Here is a 21921-nt window from a genome sequence, read left to right as displayed (position 1 = left end):
CCTGTTGCTGATCCCTCCGGCGGCGGGCTTCGGTCCGCCGCCACCCTGCCCCATGACTGCCGACACCCGCCTCGCCGCGCTGGCGAAAGCCCTCGCCCACCCCTCCCGGATTGCCATCCTGCGCGTGCTCGGCACGCGGGGCGAGTGCGTATGCGGCGAGGTCGTCGAGGTCGTCGGCCTGGCGCAGTCGACGGTCTCGCAGCATCTGAAGGTGCTCCGCGAGGCCGGGCTGATCTCTGGGACGACCGACGGCCCGCGCTCGTGCTACTGCCTGGCCCCCGCCGCCCTGGAGACGCTTGCCTCCGACCTCCGCGTCTTTGTCGACACCTTAACGTCCGATGCCTGCTGCTGAACGCCGCTCCGTCTTGTTCGTCTGCACCCACAACTCGGCCCGGTCGCAGTTGGCGGAGGGGCTCCTCCGGTCCCGCTGGGGCGACCGCTACGACGCGTTCAGCGCCGGCACCGTCGCACGGGGCGTCCACCCCGGCGCCGTGGCCGCGCTCGCGGAGGTGGGGATCGACGCGAGCGGACAGACCTCTAAGACCATCGACAGCCTGGGTGACCGGCCGTTCGACATCGTGGTGACCGTCTGCGACAACGCGCGCGAGGCGTGCCCGTACCTCCCGGCGCGCGAGCGGAACCTGCACCACGCCTTCCGCGACCCCTCGGCGGCGCCCGAGGCCGAGCAGGCCGCCTCGTTCCGAGCCGTGCGCGACGAGATCGCGGCGTGGCTCGACGCCGAGTTCGGGGCATGACCGTCCCGACACCCGCCGAGTGGCCCGCCGTGCTCGCGCTCTTGCGCGCCAGCCGCCTGCCCACCTCCGACCTCTCAGAAGGCCACCGCGAGCGGTTCCTCGTCGCCCGCCGGGATGGCGATGTCGTCGGGTGCGTCGCCGTCGAGCCGTACGGCGGTGCCGGGCTGCTGCGGTCGCTGGCGGTGGCCCCGGAGGCGCGTGGCACGGGGCTGGGCCGGCGGTTGACGGCCGCCGCCGAAGCCGCGGCGCGGGCGGCCGGGCTGGCGCAGCTGATTCTGCTGACGACGACCGCCGCGCCCTTTTTCGAGTCGCTCGGCTGGGCCCCGGTCGACCGTGCCGACGTGCCGGAGGCGATCCGGGCGTCGACGGAGTTCGCGGGCCTGTGCCCGGCGTCGGCGGCGTGCCTGGGCAAAGTGCTGAGCCCTACGGGGATCGGGGCACCGGGGACGGGCAGCGGTCGTTGAGTCGGGGTCTGCCCTCCCACGCCATGTCTTCGATCCCGCTCGCGGGGCGCCCGCTCGTCCTCGCCGCCCTCGTCCTCGTCAGCCTGCTCGCCGCCGGCTGCTCCACGTTCGAGGAGGTCTACGGCCGCCCGGACCCCTTCGAGTGGACCTACTTCGAGGGCCCGCCCGAGGCCGTGGTCGACGCCATCGGCGCGACGTTCTCGCAGACCGGCGTGCGCGTCGAGTCGTACCGCGACGAGGCGGGCGGCGTCATCATCACCACGTCGTCGCGCCGGGGCTCGGCGCAGACCGCCGACATTTTGGTGCAGGCGACGACGGAGGAGGGGTTCGGCTCGCGCGCCCAGCTCTACCCGACCGGCGCGCCGCTCCCTCGGTGGCTGGAGATCGAGATCACCGGGCGGCTGTAGGCGGAGGGCGTGCGGACGGGAGTAACGTGGACACCATGCGCCACTCCCTCGCCCTCGCCCTGCTCGTCGCCGCCGCTGGTTGCGCGGGCCCTGCTGCCGTGCCCGCCCCTCCTGCCCAACCACTCGTGGAAGCCGTCGAGGCCATCGTCGCCCGCTACCCCGAGGCGACCGTCGCCGTGGCCGTACGCCAGGGCGGCGGCGACGACGAAACGCGATACGCGCGGCTCGGCGACCGTCCGTTCCACGCGGCCTCGACGATGAAGGTGCCGGTGATGATCGAGGCCTTCCGCCAGGTGGCTGCCGGGCGCCGCGCCTGGGACGACCCGGTCCGGGTTGAGAACCGGTTCCGGTCCATCGTCGACGGCTCGGAGTACGCCATCGAGGACGACACCGACGACGCGCTCTACGAGACGCTGGGCCAGACGCTGCCGCTCCGCAACCTGGTCGACCGCGCGATCACGACGTCGTCGAACCTCGCGACGAATCTGCTGATCGGGCTCGTCACGGCCGACTCGGTCCAGGCGACCGTCGACCGGCTGGGGGCATCGGGGATGCGGGTGCTCCGGGGCGTCGAGGACCTGAAGGCCTTCGAGGCCGGCCTCAGCAACCGGACCACGGCCGACGCGCTGGCGACCCTGCTGGCGGCGCTTCGCGACGGCCGGGCGGTGTCGGCTGAGGCGGACGCCGAGATGCGGGACGTCCTCGACGACCAGGCGTTCAACGAGATGATCCCCGCCGGGCTGCCGGACGGCACGCGCGTCGCGCACAAGACGGGCTGGATCACCGAGGTCCACCACGACGCCGCGGTCGTGTACCCGCGCGGCGGCGAGCCGTACGTGCTGGTGATCCTGACGGAGGGGGTCGCGGACCGCGAACGGTCGGCGCGGTTGGGGGCCGAGATCACGGCGGCCGTCCACGCGGTACTGGCGCGGTAGCGGCGCGGGCCGGCGCCGACATTTTCTCACACCCGTTCGCCGGGCCCAGGACGCACACTCCGGGCTCCTCCCGTGGGGGCGCGCCGGTGGCGTGCCCCGTTCCGAACACGGGGATTCACGAGACCAACGCTCGCGCAGGCGGGAGCGACGGTAGCCGATGCGCGTAGACTCCCCGCCCCTCTCCTCGTGCTCGTGCCCGTCCGTCGTCTCCCCCTTCTGCTCCTCCTCGCGGTCGCCGCGTGCGCCGGCCCGCCCGCCGCCCCGCCGCCCGCGCCGGCCCCGCCCGCCGTCGTGACGCCGCCCGCGCCACCCGCCCCCCCAGCCCCGCCGCCGGTCGACCCGATGGAGCGGGGCGAGATCGTCGACGCGAGCACGCTGCCCGGCCCGATGCGCGAATTCCGAGGCGCGTGGGTCGCGACGGTCGCCAACATCGACTGGCCGAGCGTGTCCACCCTGACGACGGCGCAGCAGCAGGCCGAGTTGGTGTCGCTGCTCGACCGGGCCGTCGCCGTCGGGCTCAACGCGATCGTGCTCCAGGTGCGGCCCGCCGCCGACGCCCTCTACTTCTCGCCCAAGGAGCCGTGGTCGCGCTACCTCACCGGCCAGGAAGGCCGCGCGCCGAGCCCGTGGTATGACCCCCTTCAGTTCGCCATCGACGAGGCGCACGCACGCGGGCTGGAGCTGCACGCCTGGGTGAACCCGTACCGCGCCGGCCACCCCTCCGGCCCGGGGCCACACGACATCACCCACATCGCACGTCAGCGCCCCGACCTCGTCCGCCGCTACGGCGACAACGTGTGGCTCGACCCCGGTGAGCCCGACGCGGCCGACCACTCGATCGACGTGATCCTCGACATCGTCCGGCGCTACGCCATCGACGGGATCCACCTCGACGACTACTTCTACCCGTACCCGGTGAACCTGCGCGGGCGGCGCGTCCAGTTCCCCGACGCCGACAGCTACGCTCGCGCACAAGCGGCGGGCGAAACCCTCGGCCGCGACGACTGGCGCCGCCAGAACGTGGACCGCTTCATCGAGCGGCTCTACCGTGAGGTCAAGGCCGAGAAGCCGCACGTGCTCGTCGGGATCAGCCCGTTCGGCATCTGGCGCCCCGGCTACCCGGCGTCGGTGACGGGCTTCGACCAGTACGCCGAGATCTACGCCGACGCCCGCAAGTGGTGGCGCGAGGGCTGGCTGGACTACCTCGCGCCCCAGCTCTACTGGGCCATCGACAGCCCGGGCCAGAGCTTCCCGGCGCTGCTCGACTGGTGGGCCTCGGAGAACGCCAGCGGGCGGCACCTGTGGCCGGGCCTGTACGACAGCCGGACGCTGCCCGACGTGGGCGGCTACACCCCTCGGGAGATCGTCGACCAGGTGGCGCTCGCCCGCCAGACCCCCGGAGCGACCGGCACGGTCCACTTCTCGATGAAGGCGATGTTCGAGGGCCGCGCGCTCGGCGACCGGCTGGCGACCGGCCCCTACGCCGAGCCCGCGCTCGTGCCTGCGTCGCCGTGGCTCGACGCCCGCGCCCCGGACGCGCCTCGCGTGGCGGTGGTCGCTCGCGGCCGGGCGGTCGACGTGATCGCCGAGCCGGGCGGAGCGGGCGCCGTCCGCCGGTACATCGTCCGTGAGCGCCGTGGTGGCGCGTGGACGTGGCGCGTGGTGTCGGCCGACGACGGGACGCTGGTGCTGCCGGCCGGGAGCCTGCCAGTGACGGACGTGGCCGTGTCGGCGATCGGGCCGTCGGGCGTCGAAGGCCCCGCGCGCGTGGTGGCCGTCGAGTAGCGCGACGGCGCCCCTCCCGTCCAGGAGGGGGCCGTTTTCTTGCCCCCCACACGTCCTGCCTGCTGGCGCGAGCCTCCCCCCAAGCGCGCGCGCTGTGACCCGGTTGAGCCTGCGGGCGGCCCGTCCGTACCATCGGTCCTCTCCCCCCGCCCTCGCATGGACGACGCCCCGCTCCCCGACGCCTCCGCCGCCACGACTGTCACCGACGGCGACCCACGCGTCGGGCTCGACACGGCCGGCGCGCCGGACCAGCGCAGCCCGTGGCGGTGGGTGCCGTCGCTGTACTTCGCCGAGGCGCTGCCGTACATGGCCGTGATGGCGCTGGCGGTCATCCTGTACAAGCGGATGGGGATGACGAACACCGACATCGCGCTGTACACGAGCTGGCTGTACCTGCCGTGGGTCATCAAGCCGTTCTGGAGCCCGCTCGTCGACGTGCTCAAAACCAAGCGGCTGTGGATCCTGGCGACCCAGGTGCTGATCGGCGGCGGGCTGGCGGGCGTCGCGTTCACGCTGCCCACGGCGGCCTGGGTGCAGGGCACGCTCGCGTTCTTCTGGCTGCTCGCGTTCGCCTCGGCCACGCACGACATCGCGGCCGACGGCTTTTACATGCTGGCGCTCGACGAGCACGACCAGGCGTGGTACGTCGGCATCCGGAGCACCTTTTACCGGGCCGCCATCATCGCCGTCTCAGGTCTGGTCCCGATGCTGGCGGGCGCGCTCGAAAGCTCGACCGGGCTGGGCGCCGTCGACGTCGAGGTCCGCGCCGTGCCGGCCGGCGCCGGCGACTCGCTGGCGCAAGCCACGGAGCTGCCCCTCGCGGCGACCGACCGGACGTCGGGCGCGGACGCCGAGCGCGGCGACCTGACGCTCTCCGCCTCGGCCGACGACCTCGCGATCCCGCTCGCGCTCCGGCCCACGGACGAGACGGCCGCGCTCATCGCCCAGGCGCGCGAGGCCAACACCGCCGCCGGGTTCTACCCCGTCGACGAGGGGCCCGCCGCCAGCGACGACGGGCCGTCGTGGTTCGGGCGCACGATCTCGGGCCCGCTCGGCGCCGCGCTGGAGGCGGCCTTCGGGACCGAGCGCGAGGCCGCCTCCGACGTGGCCGGGAACGTGGGCGTGGTCGCGTTCCGGCTGTCGGGCCCGCCGCCGGCCGGCGAGGAGGTCGCCGTCAACCTCGGGATCGAGGACGGCGACCAGAGCCTGAAGCTGGTCGAGGGCGGCCAGCGGTTCACGTTCAACGAGGCCAACTGGGACCGCCCGTTCCTGGCCGTCGTCCAGCTCGACCGGAGCCTCGATGCGCCGACCGCGGCGACGTTCCGGGCGACGTCCGGCAACATCCCGCTCGCGTGGTCGATCACATTCTTCGTGCTCGCGGGCGTGTTCCTGCTCATCATGGCGTGGCACACCGTCGCCCTCCCCCGCCCGGCGGTCGACGTGCCGAACGCCGACGGCGCGGGCGGCGGCAGCGGCATCCTGCAGTACCTCGCCTTCCTGGCGCTCTTTATCCCGACGCTGCTCGTCCTGCTGATCCCGATGATGATCGCCGGGCTCGTCGCGCCGCGCACGACCGGGCCGTGGGGCCGCATGTTCCGGGCGCTCCCGTTCTCGGGGAGCCCGTTCGCCGAGACCATCACGTCGTTCTTCAAGAAGCCCGAGGTCGGCATCGCGGTCGCGTTCGTGCTGTTCTACCGCTTTGCCGAGGCCCAGCTCGTCAAGCTGGCGGCGCCGTTCCTGCTCGACTCCGTGGAGGCCGGCGGGCTGGCGCTGACGACCGGCGAGGTCGGGTTCGTCTACGGCACGGTCGGCGCGCTGTGCCTGACGATCGGCGGCGTGCTCGGCGGGATCCTGGCCGCGCGCGACGGGATCGGGAAGTGGCTCTGGCCGATGGTCCTCGCGATCAACCTCCCGAACGCCGTCTACCTGTTCCTGGCCGTCGTCCGGCCCGACAACTTCTTGGTCATCAACGCGGCGATCGCGCTGGAGCAGTTCGGCTACGGCTTCGGGTTCGCGGCCTTCCTCCTCGTCCTCATCTACGTGGCCGACGGCGAGCACAAGACGGCGCACTACGCGATCGGCACGGGCCTCATGGCGCTCGGCATGATGATCCCGGGCATGTTCTCGGGCTGGCTCGAGGACATCATCGGCTACCAGAGCTTCTTCCTCTGGGTCTTGATCGCGACGATCCCGAGCTTCCTGGTGACCGCCCGGATCAAGATCGACCCGACATTCGGCCAGAAGAAGGAAGAGCCGGCGGCCGCGTGACCGTCCGCCCGCTCCGGCCCGACGACCTGGGCGCCGCGCACGCACTCTGGGCGTCCGGCGCCCCGCTCGACCCACTGGCGCCGGACGCGCTCGCGGACCTGCTCTGGGGCGACGGCGCAAACGCACTCGCGGCCGAGTCCGACGGCCGGCTCGTCGGGCTGGGGGCGGGCGCGCTGTGGCCCGTTGCCGACGAGGTCCGGGGCAGCGTCCGCGCCGTGCTCGTGGCACGCGACGCGCGGCGACAGGGTGTCGGCACGGCGCTGCTGGCGGGCGTCGAAACCGACCTGCGCCAGCGGGGCGCGGCCGAGGCGCGGCTCGTCGAGGGCGCCCCGGTCTACCTCACGCCCGGCGTCGACGCGCGCGCCACGGATGCGCTCGCGTTTGTGGACTCGCGCGGCTACGTCCCATTCGCCGAGTCCGTGGACCTCGCCGCCGACCTCGACCAGCCGCTCGGCACGGCCGACGACGAGACGCGGCTGGCGGCGGCGGGCGTCGCCGTCCACCGCGCCAGCGAGGCCGACCGCGCCGGGCTGACGGCGCTCTTGGACGCGCACTGGCCCGCGTGGCAGGCCGAGGCCGACCGGGCGCTGGCCCAAGACCCGCCCCCGCTCCACGTCGCCGTGAGGGACGCCCGCGTGCTCGGGTTCGCCGCCCACAGCGTCACCCCGCTGGCGCGCGGGCGCTTCGGCCCGATGGGGACGGCGCCCGAGGCGCGCGGGCTCGGCATCGGCGCCGTCTTGCTGCGCCGCTGCTTGCGGGACCTGCGCGACGACGGGCGCCCGCAGGTCGTCATCGGCTGGGCCGCCGCGCTCCCATTTTATGAATCGGCGGTCGGCGCGAGCGTGGCCCGACGGTACCGGCGGCTGGCGAAGGCGCTCGGATAACCGGTCTCAGCAAACGACTGACGCCTCGGCCATCGTAGGGGCGGACCGCGAGGCGCCCCTCCCGAGCGGTCCGCGTCTACTGGCCGCCCTCCGCCAGCCCGAGGGCGTGGACCATCAGCGCCGCGCGCAGGTCGTCGTCGGCGACGGCCTCGAAGGGGACCGCGTAGCTGACCGTCCGGCCGAACGCGACGGCGGCGGGCCGCGCGTAGTCGCCGTAGAACCGGACCGTCCGGGCGCCGGCGCCGGGCGCCAGCACGTCGGACGCGCGGACGGCCGTGTGGTCGGGCCCGTACTCCGTCACGAATGGGACCAGCGTGCCCTCCATCGCGAGAGCGCGCGTCGCCGGCGCCTCGCCGGGGGTCGCCACGCCGGCGGCCTCGACGCCCAGGCGGTTGCGGACCCAGGCCGCCGAGGCCGGGTCGCCCGCCGCGTCGCTCGCCCAGTGCGCGCCCGACACGACGAGCGCGCCGCCGCCGTCGAGGTACGCGCCGAGGCGGGCGCGCAGGGCGCCGGGCAGCGCCTCGAACGCGGGCGCGCGCTCGTCGTCCGGATCGGGCCACGGCGTCCGCTTTTCGAGTCCCAGTGCCAGGTCGACGGCGGCGAAGCCCGGGAGCGCGACGGCCCCGCTGGCGACGGCCTCGTCGGAGGCCGACGCAAAGGAGCGGCCCGCCAGCAGGAGCGCGCGGCCATGCGCCGCGGCGTGGTCGCGGTCGTTGCCCCGGATCGCCCGGCCCTCCAGCTCGCCCCCGCTGGCGCCCCACCCCGGCGAGGCGTCCGACGCGTACTCCGCCGAAGGGTCGAAGACGCGCTGCGCGCCCACCGCGACGACACCCAGCCCCTCGGGGACCCCCACCGGATCTACGAAGCCGGCGCGGTCGCGGCGGTCCACGGTCTCGGGCCCAGCGACGCGGTCAAAGCCGTCGACGATCAGCACGTGGCCCGTGCTGGCAGCCCCACGTCCCACCGCCAGCGCTTCCGAGGGCCGCCCTTCCCCGCCCGCGTTCACCCCGGCCACGCGGTAGCTCCGCACCACGCCGACCGGCGGGGCGGGCAGGCGGGCGCTCGTGCCCTCGACGCGCGTCCCCTCGTCCCACCCGCGTTCGCCGTCGCGCGTGTAGACGACGTAGGCATCCGGGAGCGCGTCCGGCTCGAGCGGGTCCGCCTGCGGGCGCCAACCGAGCACGGCGCGGTCGCCGTCGAGGAGGGCGTAGACATGGGTCGGTCGGAGGGGCTGGGGGACGAACGTCGCGCCTCGCTGCTCGGCGAGGAAGCGCCCCACCCCTTTGTAGACCGCGCGCGCCGCGTCGAACCGGAAGCGCGGGTCGAGCGCGTGTCGCATGTCGCGGAAGTTCTGGTGTGAGAGCAGCTCCAGCAGCAGCGACGGGACCGTCGGGCGCGTCGCCTCCGAGTACGCGCGGTCCCACAGCGGGCGTCGCGGCCAGTCGTCGCTGTAGAGCGCCCCCAAGTCGTTCACGACGCTCGTCTGCACGCCGTCGGCAAGGTCCCGATTCGCGAGGCGAGACACGCCGTTGGGGAAGACACGCGTCGAGTCCATCCCGGGCACGTTGTAGATCGCGAGCGTGCCGATGAGCCCGTCGCGGCTGATGCCTGCGTCGGTGTGCCACGCGAGCACCAGGTCCACGGGGATGCCGAGCCCCGGGTTGTCGCGGTCGTCGGTGGGGCCGAAGGGCGCGCCTCGAAGCCAGTTCGCCCACTCGGCGCGGCTGCGGTAGTCGTCGGTGTAGTCGTCGTCCGGCGCGCCGGTGATGTTGTAGACGCTCGGGGGGGCCCCGGCAAACTGCTCGTAGTAGCGGGCCGCCTCCAGCCAGCGGGGGCGCCCGCTCGTCTGACCCTCGCGCGCCACGATGCCCAGCCCGCCCCCGAAGCGGACGGCGTCGGCGGAGACGGTCTCTCCCGGAGTCTCGGCCGTCAGCGTGACGGATCCCGCCAGCCCGGCCTCGAACTCGAACGTGCCGAGGTAGACCCATGTCCCGGCGCCCATGGTCTGGTTGACGAGCACGTCGGTCGCCCCGCCCGCGTGGGAGACGCGGTAGCGCGCCGCTTCGGAACGGTCGGGCCCGGCGGCGTAGCTGACATGGACGGCGTAGGGGCCCGCGTGCGGGAGGTCCGGCGTCCACGTCGCGGCGTGGCTGGCGGCGGAGCCCCCGAGGGCGGCACGCGAGCGGCCCGCGCGGAAGGGAAGGACACCGTCGCCGTACTGCGCGCGCGCGCCGAACCCGGCCGGGCCGTCGACCCACCGGCCGGCTTCCGCATAGCCCGGCGCACCGTCGTCCACGATCACCTCGGCAGGCTGCGGGTCCCGCTCGCGCGGGAGCAGCGTCACGGCGCCGGCGCGCTCCATCATCGGCGCCAGCTCGCGCGTCACGAAGCCGACCGTCAGCAGGTCCTCGACGGTCGTGAAGAGGCGCGGGCGCTGCCAGCCCCAGGCATTCGAGGTGGCGTTGTAGAGCCAGCCGTGGCTGGGCCACAGCGCGACGTGCCGTCCGGCGAGCCCGGCCGCTGGCAGGGCCGCGTCCGGGCGGGTGAGCGGCGGGCCCGTGACGGGCGGGGCGAAACGGCGGCTCGCGTCGCGCGCGGCGGGCGCCCGCTCGGCATTCGGGATGAGCGCCGCCAGCGCATCGCCCCGCGTCTCGACGCGGACCGGGACGCCGGGGTACGCCCGCCGGACCGACCGCGCGATCGCGCGGTCGAACGCCGCCGCGCTGGCGGTGCGCACCGGCGCGTCCCCCAGGTCGCGCGACAACCGCACGACGACCGTGTCGCGCTCGACGGCCACGCTCTCGACCTCGACGCCGCTCCCCACCGGGATCCCGCAGGCCCCCGACCGACAGCCCGCCAGCGCAGCCACGACGCCCGTTCGCGCCTCCGCCGTCCGCGCCGCCGTCTCGACGACCTCCACGCGCGGCGGCAGCTCCGGCGGCATCGGCGGCTCGGGCTCGACGGCGGGCCCCGACGTGCCACACCCGGCGACAAAGACGGCAGCGAGCAGGGCGAGGCGGACGGTCATCGGCGCGGGGGGGAGGGTCGGCCCGGTACGCCCCGCGCCCCGCTCCGTTCGCCCCCTCCCCCACGTCGTTCTCTCTCCCCTAAGAAAGGGAGAGGAGGGGCCCCGCTGGCGCGAGCCTCCCACGGGCGTCCTCTGCCCCGCTCCTCATCCACAGTCCCGCGAGCCCCGTGAGGGCCCTACATCGACTCCGGCGCCGAGATGCCGAGCACCGTCAGCCCGTTGCCGATCACCGTCCGCGAGGCTCGCGCCAGCGCCAGCCGGGCCGTGGCCAGGTCGTCGGGCTCGCCGACGATCCGGCAGTCGCGGTAGAAGGCGTTGAACGCCGTGGCCACCTCGCGCAGGAACGTCGCCAGCCGGTGCGGCGCGCGCGCCTCCGCCGCCTGGCGGATCTCGTCGGGGAACAGCAGCAGCGTCTTGACGAGCGCCTCCTCGCTGGCGTGCGTCAGCAGGCTCAGGTCCGGCTCGCCAGCCGGCACCGTCTCGGCCGCCTTCCGCTCGATCGACGCGATGCGGGCATGCGCGTACTGGAGGTAGAACACGGGGTTCTTCTCCGAGGCCTCCGTGGCCAGGTCGAGGTCGAACTCGAGGTGCGTGCCGGGCGCGCGCATCAGGAAGAAGAACCGCACCACGTCGGCACCGACCTCGTCCATCAGGTCGTCGAGCGTCACGTACTCCGCCTTCCGGGTGCTCATCTTGACCGGCTGCCCGCCGCGGACGAGCGTCACGAACTGGTAGACGACCACGTCGATCCGCTCGGCCGCGTGGTCGCCCGCGAGCACGCGCACGCCCCGGATCACGTCGGGGTACGTGGCGATGTGGTCGGCGCCGAACACGTCGAGCACCAGGTCGGCGCGGTCGAGCTTGTCGAGGTGGTAGGCGATGTCGGGCAGCCGGTAGGTCGGCTCGCCGGTCGACTTGACGAGGACGACGTCCTTGCCCTCCTCCTCGCCGTCCGTCGTGACGGTCTTGCCGAGCGCGCTGGTCTTGAACCAGACGGCGCCGTCTTTCTCGTAGGCGAGGCCCTTGGCCTTGAGCTGCTCGACGACCTCCCACACGCGGCCCGGGTCGCCCTCGTAGAGCGTCCGCTCGTTGAAGCGGGAGTCCATGCGGACGCCCAGGCGGCGGAGCGCGGCCATGATGTCCCCGAAGACGGCGGCCTCGGCGGCCTCCTTGAAGGGCGCCAGCCCCGCCTCGTCGACGTCGCCGGTCGGGTGGATCTGGCCCTCGGCGACGGCCGCCGCGTTCCAGCCCTCGTCCGCGTCGAGCAGCGCGTCGCCGTGGTCGTCCGCCAGCCCCTGCGCCACCTCGGTGATGTAGTCGCCCCGGTAGCCGTCGTCGGGGAAGCCCTCGGGCACGACGAGCCCGTCGTCGAGCGTCTTCGTCGGCGTATCGGGCCGGACGATGGCCTCGTACCGGGCGCGGACGCTTTGCCCGAGCACGCGCATCTGGCGGCCGGCGTCGTTGAAGTAATACTCCCGGCGCACGTCGTAGCCGGTCCACGCCAGCAGCGTCGCCACGGTGTCGCCGAGGACGGCGTTGCGGCCGTGGCCGACGGTCAGCGGGCCGGTGGGGTTCGCGGAGACGTACTCCACGAGGGCTGTCTCGCCCACGTGCGCCTCCGTCCGGCCGTAGCTCGAGCCAGCGGCCAGGATGCTCGCGAGCCCGGCCTGCACGTGGCCGCTGGCGAAGCGGATGTTGAGGAAGCCCGGCCCGGCGATCTCGACGGCCGCGACGGTCGCCGGGTCCAGTTCGATGTGCTCGGCGATGCCCTCGGCGATGGCGCGCGGCGCGCGGCGGAGCGGCCGCGCGAGTTGGAGCGCGACGTTCGTCGCGAGGTCCCCGTGGCTCGGGTCGTTGGGGGTCTCGAAGGCGACCTCGACCGTCTCCGGGTCGAAGTCGGCGGGCAGGTCCGGGAAGCGGCCGAGGGCGGCGCGGACGGCGGCGGCGAGCGTGTCCTCCATAGTCGTCGAAAGGCGTGGACCGCCAAGCTAACCGGCGCGTAGGCACGTCCCCGGCCATCGCCCGCTGTTCACATGCGCCTCGCCCTCGTCGCCCTCCTCGTGCTCGCCGCGTGCACCGACGCGGGCGCCCCGGCCCCGCCCGCCCCGCCGACGCCGTCGTCCGGCCCCTCGTTCTCGGTCGGCATCGACTCGCTGGTGCGCCACGAGCCCGAGCGGAGCCACTCCGTGGCCATCGGCTACCCCCAGATCCGGGGGATGTCCGGCCCCCCGATGGCCTCGGCGTTGCGCGCCGTCAACGCCGCCATCCGGGACACCGTGGCCGCCTTCGCCGACGACTTCCGCCCCGAGGCGCCCCCCGCCCTCGCGGGCCCGCCCGAGTTCCCCGTCAGGGTGGCGGGCGGGCCCGAGCGCGTGTGGATCTCCGACGACCTGTTCAGCGCGCTCATCGCGGTCGCCGTGTTGACCGGCGGCGCGGAGGCCAGCACCGCCTTCCTGCCGCTCACCTACGACCTCGCGACGGGCCGCGCGGTGGCCACCGCAGACCTGTTCGCAGAGGGCACGCCGTGGGCCGACACGCTCTCCGGCGCCGTCGAGCGCGCCGTGATCGCGCGGATCGGGGCGGAGGCCACCTACGCCGAGGGGCTCGGCGCCCTGCGTGCGGGCCGGGTCGACTGGACGCTGGCGCCGGACTCGATCGTCGTCCACGTCCTGCCCCGTCAACTATCGGCGGTCGACGCGCGCCCGTTCCACATCGGCGTGCCGCTGGCGGCGGTGGCGCCGTTCGCCCGGCCCGGCGGCGTCCTGGCCCGCCTGACGGGCGGCCCGGCCGTTCAGCGGCCCGACACGTCGGCCGTGCGTACCCTGGGCGCCGACTGAGCGCGCGAGCCCCACGAGCGGGCGCGGCCTCCGCCACCCCCGACGCCCATGCTCCGCCTCGCCCTCTTCGCCCTGTTGACTTCGTCGACGCTGATCGGGTTGGCGGCCTCCGCCGGCGCCCAGGTCGCGCCCGACCGCGACGTCCGGCTCGACGGCGTCTCCCTCGTCGGCCGCTGGACTGCCGTCGAGGTCGTCGGTGATGGAGCGGCGACGGCCGACCTCGCCGAAGGGACGCTGTCGACGGTGCTGGTGATCAACCCGACGGGCCACGTGATCTTGCGCGGGGCGGACCGTCGCCAGGGGCGCGGGGCCCCGGCGCTGTTCACGGGCGTGCTGGTCGAGCACGTGCTGCGCCTCAACGACCTGCCCGGCGAGGCGGAGGTCCAGGTCGTCGGCCGCCGCCTCCACATCGTCGACCCGCGCGGGCGACGGACGGTGTTCGTGCGCGCCCGGTAGCGCGTGGGGCGAGGTCGCGGGGTGAGACGCTGTGCCCTCAGCGCTACAGGAATGGGGAACGGGCAGAGGTCTCGTGCCGGCACCCTCTGCCCATTCCCGGTTCCCTTTGCCCCGTTCCCCAGATAGGCGCCAGCCGCTACGAGTACACCGCGAACTGGTCGCGCTTGGCGTGGAGGTTCAGGGCGATCGCCAGCATGGCCGTGTTCGCCAGCAACGCCGACCCGCCGTACGAGATGAACGGCAGCGGGATGCCGATAACTGGCATCAGCCCGATCGTCATCCCGACGTTGATCAAGATGTGGACGAAGAAGATGCCTGTGACCCCGGCGATGAACAACCGTGGCAGCGCGAACCCGGCTTGGACGCCCAGACTGGCCAGCCGTATCAGCAGGAACCCAAAGACGAGCAGCACCGCCATCGTGCCCAGGAAGCCAAATTCCTCGCCGATGACGCAGTAGATGAAGTCGGTCGAGTTTTCGGGGATGTATGCCAGCTGCGTCTGCGTGCCGTTCGTGAACCCCTTCCCGAAGACGCCGCCCGACCCGATGGCCGCCTTCGACTGGATAACGTGGAAGCCGGCCCCGTAGCGGAACGCCTCGGGGTCGTCAAAGGCCACCAGGCGGTCGACCTGGTGCGGCTCCAGCACCTTGAACAGTCCGAACCACGCCGTAAACGCGACCGCGCCCACGCCGACCAGCAGCAGCACCGACATCGCCTTCGAGCGCGTCCACAGCAGCATGCCGACGGACGCGGCCACCACGAAGACGGCGGCGAACAGAGGGTTGACGATGACGAGGTAGACCGACGCCGCCGCGGCGGCCGCCAGCGCCATCCACGGCAGCGGGACGGCCCCGCTCCAGAACATCATCACGGGGATCAGGAACAGGAAGACGAGGCCGGTGCCCGTGTCATTCTGCATGACGACGAGGACGGTCGGGACGAGGATCAGCACGACGGCCGCGATGAGGTGCGGGATGCTGCCGCGCCGAGCCTCCTTGCGGGCGAGGAGCGCCGTCACAGCCAGGACGGTCCCGACCTTGGCGATCTCGGCGACCTGCAGGCCGACGGGCCCGATGTAGAGCCAGCTCTTGGCGCCGTTGACCTCGCGCCCGAACACCAGCGCCGCGCCCAACAGCCCCAGGCAGACCACATACGCGACCGGCGCCAGCTTGACGATGAACCGCGCCGGCAGCAGCAGGATCACCACCATCACGACGGCCGAGATGCCGAACCACTGGAGCTGGCGGTTGAAGTTCTGCTGGACGGACTCCAGCAAGAACTCGCGCGCGGGCCCGTGCGTGGCCGAGTAGATCGCGATCAGCCCGATGCTGACGAGCGTGGCCCACAGCAGGAGGCTCACCCAGTCGAGGTTCTTGTACCAGGGACGCATAATTCAGGGGACGAGGAAAGGGGAACTGGGAATGGGCAGGCGCGGACCGAGGTGGGCAACTCTCTGCCCGTTCCCCATCCCTCGTGCCCCGTTCCCTAAATCCGGCCGACGGAGCGCTGGGCGCGGACGAAGCCGATGCGGGCCTGGCGGTTGGGCGAGGCGATCGTGCCCCGGAAGTACTGCTCGATCATCAGGCTGGCGATGGGCGCTGCCGTGGTCGAGCCGTAGCCGGCGTTCTCGACGATCACGCCGACGGCCACCTGGGGGTCGTCGACCGGGGCGTAGGCGATAAAGACGGCGTGGTCCTTGCCGCGCGGGTTCTCGGCCGTGCCGGTCTTGCCGGCGACGGTGATCTCGGCGAAGTCGCCGAAGGCCGGGATCTGGGCGACGCGCGCGGTGCCGGCGGTGACCACCAGCTCCATGCCCTCGCGGACGACCTGCAAGTTGCGCGGCTCGATGGGGATCTGCTGGGGGCGGCGGCGCGAGGGGACACGCGTCTCGCCCGTCGCCGGGTCGGTCTGGGCCATCACCAGGTGCGGCGTGACGAGCGTGCCGCCATTCGCGATGGCGGCCGTGGCGCGGGCCAGTTGGAGCGGGCTGGCGCCCATGTTGCCCTGGCCGATGCCGAGGTTGACGGTGTAGCCGGGGCCCCAGCCCGCCGGGAAGACGCGGTCGTAGTACGCCGAGTCCGGGATGAGCCCGGTGCCCTGGTTCGGGAAGTCGACCGGGGCGAGCTGGCCGAAGCCGAAGCGGTTGGCCCACATACCCCACCGGTCGAGGTCCATCCGGATGCCCTCGGGGTGGCGGTCGTTGACGAACGTGTCGTTCATCAGCCGGAAGAAGAACGTGTTGCACGAGACCTGGATGGCGCGGCGGACCGAGATGTTGCCGTGCGTGCCGCCGTGGCACCGAAAGAACCGGCCCAGCATGTAGCCGCCGCCGCAGTACAGGTCGGTGTCCGCCTCGATCATCCCCTCTTCGAGCGCCCACGCCGCCATGAACGGCTTCCACGTCGAGCCCGGCGGCAGCGCCGTCTGCGTGGCCCGGTTGAAGTCGGGCTGCTCGGGGTTGCGGTACAGGAAGTCGACCTCGGCCTGCGTAAAGCCGTCGCGGTAGATGTCGAGGTCGTAGTCGGGCGCGGAAACCATCGAGATGATGCCGCCCGTCTTGGCGTCGAGCATCACGGCCCCGCCGCGCTTGTTGACGAACAGGCTCTCGGCGAGCGCCTGCACGGTCGCGTCGACCGCCAGCGTCAGCGCGGCGCCGGACTGCGGGGCGACGTCCTGCTCGCCGCCCTCGTACGCCTCGACCTCCATGCCGTGGACGTTCTTAAGCACGAACGCACGCCCGACGCGCCCGCGCAGCACGGGCTCGTACTCAGCCTCCAGCCCGGACTTGCCGATCCGGTCGCCGAGTCGGTAACCCTGCTCGCGCATCCGCTCCAGCTCCGGCCCGTTGATCTCGTTGACGAAGCCGAGCGCGTGCGTGAGCCGGGCGCCGCCCCGGTAGCGGCGCTGCTGGTCCTCGCGGAAGTTGATCCCGCGCAAGCGGTACTGGTTCTCCTGAAGACGGGCGTAGGTCCAGAACGGGACGTTCTCGAGCAGCACGTCCTCCTGGTACGCCGACCGCTCGGTGATCTCGGCGTAGCGGCCCGCGATCTCCTCGAGGGGCTTGCCCGCCAGCTCGGCGACGAGCGGCAGATCCGCCTCGTCGAAGTAGCGCGGCGCGACGGTCACGCTGACGGTCGTCTCGTTGTCGACGAGCAGGATGCCGTTGCGGTCGAAGACGTAGCCTCGCGCGGGGCGGACGATCTTGGTCTCGATGGCGTTGCCCTCAGCCTCGGTCGTGTACTGCTCGCGATCGACGATCTGCATCTGGACCAACCGCGCGCCCAGGAAGACGATGAGCCCGATGACGAACGCGCTGAAGACGCGGAAGCGGAGCCGCGCGTCGTCACGAGCGGTCTGAGCGAGAACGGTGGCCATAGCGGGTCCGGGGGAGGTGGGGCCAAACGGAGGGCCCTGGCGGGGGGGCGGTACGAACGGCGACCCGCCCCGGTTCGTGCAGACTGCGGGTTCTTCGCACCTCGACCGGGCCCGGCCCTCGGAACGCACCCCATCGGCGCCCCGCCGGAGAACACACCCGGCCCGCCCGGGTTCTCACGACGGCCCACTGCCGACGGTTCGGCACCGGGGCCAATGGCCGTGCCCTGGGGTAACTCCGCGCGCCGGTGCAACGGCCACCCTTTCCCCTGCCCTCGCTCCCATGCGCTCCTTCCTCTCGGCCCTCCTCGTCGCCGCGACCCTCGTCGCGCTCGCGCCGGCCGCCCAGGCCCAGTACTTCGGCCGCAACAAGGTCCGCTACGACGACTTCGCCTTCCGCATCCTGGAGACCGAGCACTTCGACCTCTACTACTACGAGGGCATGGAGCAGGCCTCGCGCGACGTGGCGCGGATGGCCGAGCGCTGGTACGACCGGCTCTCCAACATCTTGGACCACGAGTTCGACGAGCGCAAGTCGATCGTGCTCTACGCCGACGACGCCGACTTTCGCCAGACCAACATCGCCAACATCGGCGAGGGCACACAGGGCGTGACGGAGGGCGCGAGGCAGCGCGTCGTGCTGCCGATGGCGGGGACGTACGCCGAGACCGACCACGTGCTCGGCCACGAGCTCGTCCACCAGTTCCAGTACGACATCGCCCAGCGGAGCGGGCGGTTCTCCCAGTTCGTCCGGCTCCCGCTCTTCGTCATCGAGGGCATGGCCGAGTACTACTCGGTCGGCCGCGAGGACGCGCTGACAGCCATGTGGATGCGCGACGCGCTGTTGCGCGACGACTTCCCGACGATTGGCGACCTGCAGCGGACGGGCGCCTACAACGAGTACCAGTACGGCCAGCCGTTCTGGGCCTTCGTCGCGGGCACGTACGGCGATCAGGCGGGCGTCCAGATGTTCCGCGCGGCGCTCGAGAGCCCGCTCGACTCGGCGATCGTGACGGTCACCGGGCTCCCCGAGAAGGAGCTCTCGGAGCGCTGGGCGACGGCGCTCCGAGAGCAGCTCGTGCCCCCGGCCGCCGGTCGGTCGGTCCCGGCCCCGCCGCGCACCGACGAACAGCTCGCCGACATCGCCGAGGAGCGTGCCGAGCGCGCCCAGGCCCGCGAAGACGACAAGCGCCCCAAGCGCCCGCGCTTCTTGGCCTACCCCGACTCGCTCCCGGCCCTGACCGCGACGCGCCTGCTGGCGCGCGAGCGCGAGACGGGCGCCATCAACATCGCCCCCCAGCTCTCGCCCGACGGCCGCTACGTGGCCTATCTCTCGGAGCTCGACTTGTTCGGCATCGACCTCTTCCTGGCCGACGCCGAGACCGGCGAGGTCGTCGCCAAGCTGGAGTCCGCCACGACCGACCCGCACCTCGACGCGCTCCGATTCATCGAGAGCGCCGGCACGTGGAGCCCCGACGGGCGCCAGTTCGCGTATGTCGTCTTCGCCGGCGGCGACAACGAGATCGCCCTCTTGGACGTCGACCGCCGCGACGTCACGCGGCGGATCGCCGTCGAGGGCATCGGCGCCATCAAGGACCCCTCGTGGAGCCCCGACGGCTCGACGATCGCGTTCGCCGGCGTCAAGGGCGGCATCACCGACTTGTACACCGTCGAGCTCGCGACGGGCACGGTCCGCCAGCTGACCAACGACCGCTTTGCCGACCTCCAGCCCGCGTGGAGCCCCGACGGCACCCAGATCGCGTTCTCGACCGACCGCGGCTCGGGCACCGACTTTGTCCGTCTCACCTTCGCGCCGATGGGGCTCGCGCTCTACGACACGCGGACGGAGGCCATCGAGACGCTCGACCTGTTCGCGGGCTCGAAGCACATCAACCCGGCCTGGAGCCCCGACGGCGCCAGCTTGTACTTCATCTCCGACCGCGCCGGCTTCAACGACGTCTACCGCCTCGACGTGGCGAGCGGCGAGACCTTCCAGGTGACGGAGCTGGCGACCGGCGTGGCCGGCATCGCCGACCTGTCGCCGGCGCTCTCGGTCGCCGCCAACACCGGCGACCTGGCGTACTCCGTCTTTGAGGGCCAGCGCTACACGGTCTACAAAACGCTCGCTGCCGACGCCGTCGGGTCTCCGTTGCTGGAGGAGCGGTCGGCGGGCGCGGCCATCCTGCCGCCGGGCGACGCCTACGAGCGGTCCATCGTCCAGAACTACATCGCCGACGCCGTCGGCGGGCTGCCCGAGGCGACCGACTTCCCGACGAGGAGCTACGCCTCGAAGCTCTCGCTCGACTACATCAGCCAGCCGACCGTCGGCGTCGGCACGGACCCGTACTACAGCTCGGGCTTCGGGATCAACGGCGGCATCTCGTTCCTCTTCTCGGACCAGCTGAGCGACAACGTATTGGGCGTGGCCGTCGCGGCCCAGGGCACGCTCAAGGACATCGGCGGGCAGGCGCTCTACCTCAACCGGGGCAACCGCCTGACGTACGGCGCGATCGTGGGCCACATCCCGTACCTCCAGGTCTTCTACGACCGCCCGCCGCTGGAGGAGCCCGACGAGGTCGACATCGCCGGCTTCACGCGCTACTACTACCGGACGTACATCACGCAGGCGACCGGGCTGGTCTCGTACCCGCTCAACCAGAGCCAGCGGTTCGAGGCCGAGGTCGGCTACCGTCGCTTCGGCTACGACCTCGAGTACGACGCCTTCTTCCTGACCGACGGCGGCGCGCTGGCGCTGGAGCGCCGCGAGCTCGAGTCCAACCTCGACCCGCTCCACCTCGGGCAGGGCGGCGTCGCCTACGTCGGCGACACCTCGCTCTTCGGGTTCACCTCCCCCATCCGCGGCTCGCGCTACCGTGTCGGCGCCGACATCACGGCGGGCTCGCTCACCTTCGCGACGGTGACGGCGGACGCGCGGCACTATCAGTTTGTGCGCCCGCCGGGCTTCCCGCGCCGCGTGCCGGTCACGCTGGCGGTCCGCGCGCTCCACTTTGGGCGCTACGGCGACGACGCCAGCTCGGGCCGGCTGTCGCCCATCTTCATCGGCAACCCCCAGCTGATCCGCGGCTACAGCTCGCGCTCGTTCGACATCAACACGAACGAACAGTTCGACGACTACGTCTCGTCGCTCTTCGGCAACCGCGTCGGCGTGGCCTCGGCCGAGGTCCGGCTCCCCCTCTTGGGCGTCCCCCAACTCGGGCTGATCTCGTTCCCGTACCTCCCCACGGAGCTCGTCTTCTTCGCGGACGCGGGCATCGCGTGGGGCCAGTCGCCCTACTTCCGGGGCGTCACGGCCGACGGCCAGGAGGTCACGTTGACGTACGGCCGCGAGCTCAAGAACCAGGAGCCGGTCCTCTCGGCGGGCGTCTCGGCGCGCGTCAACCTGCTCGGGGCCATCATCATCGAGCCGTACTACGCCTTCCCGTTCTCGCGCTGGGACACCGACGGCGACCTCGCGCGGGGCAAGGGCGTGTTCGGGTTCAACATCTCGCCGGGCTGGTAGGCAGGGCACGGGTATGGGGAACTAGGGAACGGGCAGAGGGTGTGTCCAAAGCGCTCTGCCCGTTCCCAGTCCCCCGATCCCATTCCCCTTCCCTACCGCCTGCTCCGCCCGCTGCTGTTCCGGTTCGAGGCCGAGTCCGCGCACGGGCTCGGCGTCACAGCGGCCCGCCTCGGCCAGCGCGCGCCGGGCGTCGTCCGCGCCCTTTTCCCCCGTGCCGACCCGAGGCTGGCGCAGACCGTCTGGGGCTTGCGCTTCGCCTCGCCCGTCGGGCTGGCGGCCGGGTTCGACAAGAACGCCGAGCTGGTCCGGTTCTGGGCCGCGCTCGGGCTGGGGAGCGCCGAGGTCGGGTCGGTGAGCGCGTGTGCCTCCGTGGGCAACTCGCGCCCCCGCGCGTTCCGGCTCCCGGACGACCGCGCGCTCGTCAACCGGATGGGCCTCAACAACGACGGCGCCGACGCCGTCGCGGCGCGGCTCGCGGCGACGCCGCGCCCGCCCGGCTTCGTGGTCGGAGTCAACGTGGCCAAGACGCATAGCCCGGACATCCTGGGCGACGCGGGAATCGACGACTTCCGCGCCTCGGTCCGAGCGCTCGCGCCGCACGCCGACTACCTCGCGCTCAACGTCTCGTGCCCGAACACGGCCGAAGGCAAGACCTTCGAGGAGGCCGAGGCGCTCGACGGCCTGCTGGCGGCGGTCCAAGTCGAACTCGAGACAGAGTCCCTCTCCCGCCAGCCGCTCCCCCTCCTCGTCAAGCTGTCGCCGCCGCCCGCGAGCGGGGTCGACGCGGGCGCCGTCGACGAGCTGGTGGCCATCTGCCTGCGCCACGGCGTCGACGGGTTCATCACCTCCAACACGGCGTCGGACCGCGACGGGCTGGCGACCGAGGCGGGCGCGATCGAGCGGATTGGACGGGGCGGGCTGAGCGGTCGGCCCCTCGCGAAACGCGCCGCCGCGCTCACCCGGCACCTCTACCGGACGACCGACGGCGCCGTCCCCATCATCGGCGTCGGCGGCATCGACTCGGCGGACGAGGCGTACGCGCGCGTCCGGGCGGGCGCCTCGCTCGTGCAGCTCTACACGGCGCTCGTCTACGAAGGGCCGGGCCTCATCGGACGCATCCACCGGGGGCTGGTCGAGCGCCTGGACCGCGACGGGCTGGCGACGCTCGCGGACGCCGTCGGGCTGGACGCGGGGGAGTAGCTCGCGGCGC

General features: G+C 72.8%; 16 protein-coding genes. 12 read left to right on the top strand and 4 right to left on the bottom strand.

What is annotated here, in order from left to right; genetic code table 11:
- Nucleotides 1-52: 52 nt before the first annotated feature.
- The 8 genes from ACLII4_RS06775 to ACLII4_RS06740 all read left to right on the top strand — a co-directional run bounded on the left by ACLII4_RS06775 (nucleotide 53) and on the right by ACLII4_RS06740 (nucleotide 7498).
- The gene (locus ACLII4_RS06775) at nucleotides 53-352 is read left to right on the top strand and encodes an ArsR/SmtB family transcription factor (RefSeq protein WP_412070140.1); all 300 of its coding nucleotides are present in this window, start codon (nucleotides 53-55) and stop codon (nucleotides 350-352) included.
- Nucleotides 339-755, top strand: a complete 417-nt coding sequence (locus ACLII4_RS06770; protein ID WP_412070139.1) for an arsenate reductase ArsC — start codon at nucleotides 339-341, stop codon at nucleotides 753-755. Before ACLII4_RS06775 ends, ACLII4_RS06770 begins: the two co-directional genes overlap by 14 nt.
- A complete protein-coding gene (gene arsN2, locus ACLII4_RS06765) occupies nucleotides 752-1219 on the top strand; it encodes an arsenic resistance N-acetyltransferase ArsN2 (RefSeq protein ID WP_412070138.1) in 468 nt (155 codons plus the stop codon). Before ACLII4_RS06770 ends, arsN2 begins: the two co-directional genes overlap by 4 nt.
- A gap of 23 nt (nucleotides 1220-1242) precedes the next feature.
- Nucleotides 1243-1626 (top strand): hypothetical protein, encoded by a 384-nt coding sequence (locus ACLII4_RS06760; RefSeq protein WP_412070137.1) that lies wholly within the window; start codon nucleotides 1243-1245, stop codon nucleotides 1624-1626.
- Nucleotides 1627-1661: 35 nt separating this feature from the next.
- Entirely contained in the window at nucleotides 1662-2561 is a 900-nt protein-coding gene (locus tag ACLII4_RS06755) for a serine hydrolase (protein ID WP_412070136.1), read from the top strand.
- A gap of 192 nt (nucleotides 2562-2753) precedes the next feature.
- Entirely contained in the window at nucleotides 2754-4346 is a 1593-nt protein-coding gene (locus ACLII4_RS06750) for a glycoside hydrolase family 10 protein (RefSeq protein ID WP_412070135.1), read from the top strand.
- A gap of 156 nt (nucleotides 4347-4502) precedes the next feature.
- On the top strand, nucleotides 4503-6614 hold the full coding sequence (locus tag ACLII4_RS06745) for an MFS transporter (protein ID WP_412070134.1): 2112 nt from the start codon (nucleotides 4503-4505) through the stop codon (nucleotides 6612-6614).
- The gene (locus ACLII4_RS06740; protein ID WP_412070133.1) at nucleotides 6611-7498 is read left to right on the top strand and encodes a GNAT family N-acetyltransferase; all 888 of its coding nucleotides are present in this window, start codon (nucleotides 6611-6613) and stop codon (nucleotides 7496-7498) included. Before ACLII4_RS06745 ends, ACLII4_RS06740 begins: the two co-directional genes overlap by 4 nt.
- A gap of 76 nt (nucleotides 7499-7574) precedes the next feature.
- On the opposite strand, the gene ACLII4_RS06735 is transcribed toward ACLII4_RS06740, so the two are convergent.
- A complete protein-coding gene (locus ACLII4_RS06735) occupies nucleotides 7575-10526 on the bottom strand; it encodes a xanthan lyase (protein WP_412070132.1) in 2952 nt (983 codons plus the stop codon).
- 176 nt (nucleotides 10527-10702) lie between these two features.
- A complete protein-coding gene (gene argS / locus ACLII4_RS06730; RefSeq protein WP_412070131.1) occupies nucleotides 10703-12487 on the bottom strand; it encodes an arginine--tRNA ligase in 1785 nt (594 codons plus the stop codon).
- A gap of 72 nt (nucleotides 12488-12559) precedes the next feature.
- On the opposite strand from argS, the gene ACLII4_RS06725 reads away from it, so the two are divergent.
- A complete protein-coding gene (locus ACLII4_RS06725) occupies nucleotides 12560-13363 on the top strand; it encodes a hypothetical protein (protein ID WP_412070130.1) in 804 nt (267 codons plus the stop codon).
- Between the two features lie 48 nt (nucleotides 13364-13411).
- Nucleotides 13412-13819 (top strand): hypothetical protein, encoded by a 408-nt coding sequence (locus ACLII4_RS06720; RefSeq protein WP_412070129.1) that lies wholly within the window; start codon nucleotides 13412-13414, stop codon nucleotides 13817-13819.
- Between the two features lie 136 nt (nucleotides 13820-13955).
- Here the strand turns inward: ACLII4_RS06720 and rodA are convergent, their stop codons facing one another.
- A complete protein-coding gene (gene rodA, locus ACLII4_RS06715) occupies nucleotides 13956-15209 on the bottom strand; it encodes a rod shape-determining protein RodA (protein WP_412070128.1) in 1254 nt (417 codons plus the stop codon).
- A 95-nt stretch (nucleotides 15210-15304) separates the two neighbouring features.
- Entirely contained in the window at nucleotides 15305-17194 is a 1890-nt protein-coding gene (mrdA, locus tag ACLII4_RS06710) for a penicillin-binding protein 2 (RefSeq protein ID WP_412070127.1), read from the bottom strand.
- Between the two features lie 280 nt (nucleotides 17195-17474).
- Here mrdA and ACLII4_RS06705 point away from each other — a divergent pair, with 280 nt between their 5' ends.
- Nucleotides 17475-20711 (top strand): BamA/TamA family outer membrane protein, encoded by a 3237-nt coding sequence (locus ACLII4_RS06705; RefSeq protein ID WP_412070126.1) that lies wholly within the window; start codon nucleotides 17475-17477, stop codon nucleotides 20709-20711.
- Nucleotides 20712-20750: 39 nt separating this feature from the next.
- On the top strand, nucleotides 20751-21911 hold the full coding sequence (locus ACLII4_RS06700; protein WP_412070125.1) for a quinone-dependent dihydroorotate dehydrogenase: 1161 nt from the start codon (nucleotides 20751-20753) through the stop codon (nucleotides 21909-21911).
- Nucleotides 21912-21921 lie beyond the last annotated feature (10 nt).

This window comes from Rubrivirga aquatilis (assembly GCF_046845665.1).
Classification (GTDB): Bacteria; Bacteroidota; Rhodothermia; order Rhodothermales; family Rubricoccaceae; genus Rubrivirga.
Note: the sequence above shows the minus strand (reverse complement) of the source record. Positions and strands in the feature narration are given on the sequence as shown.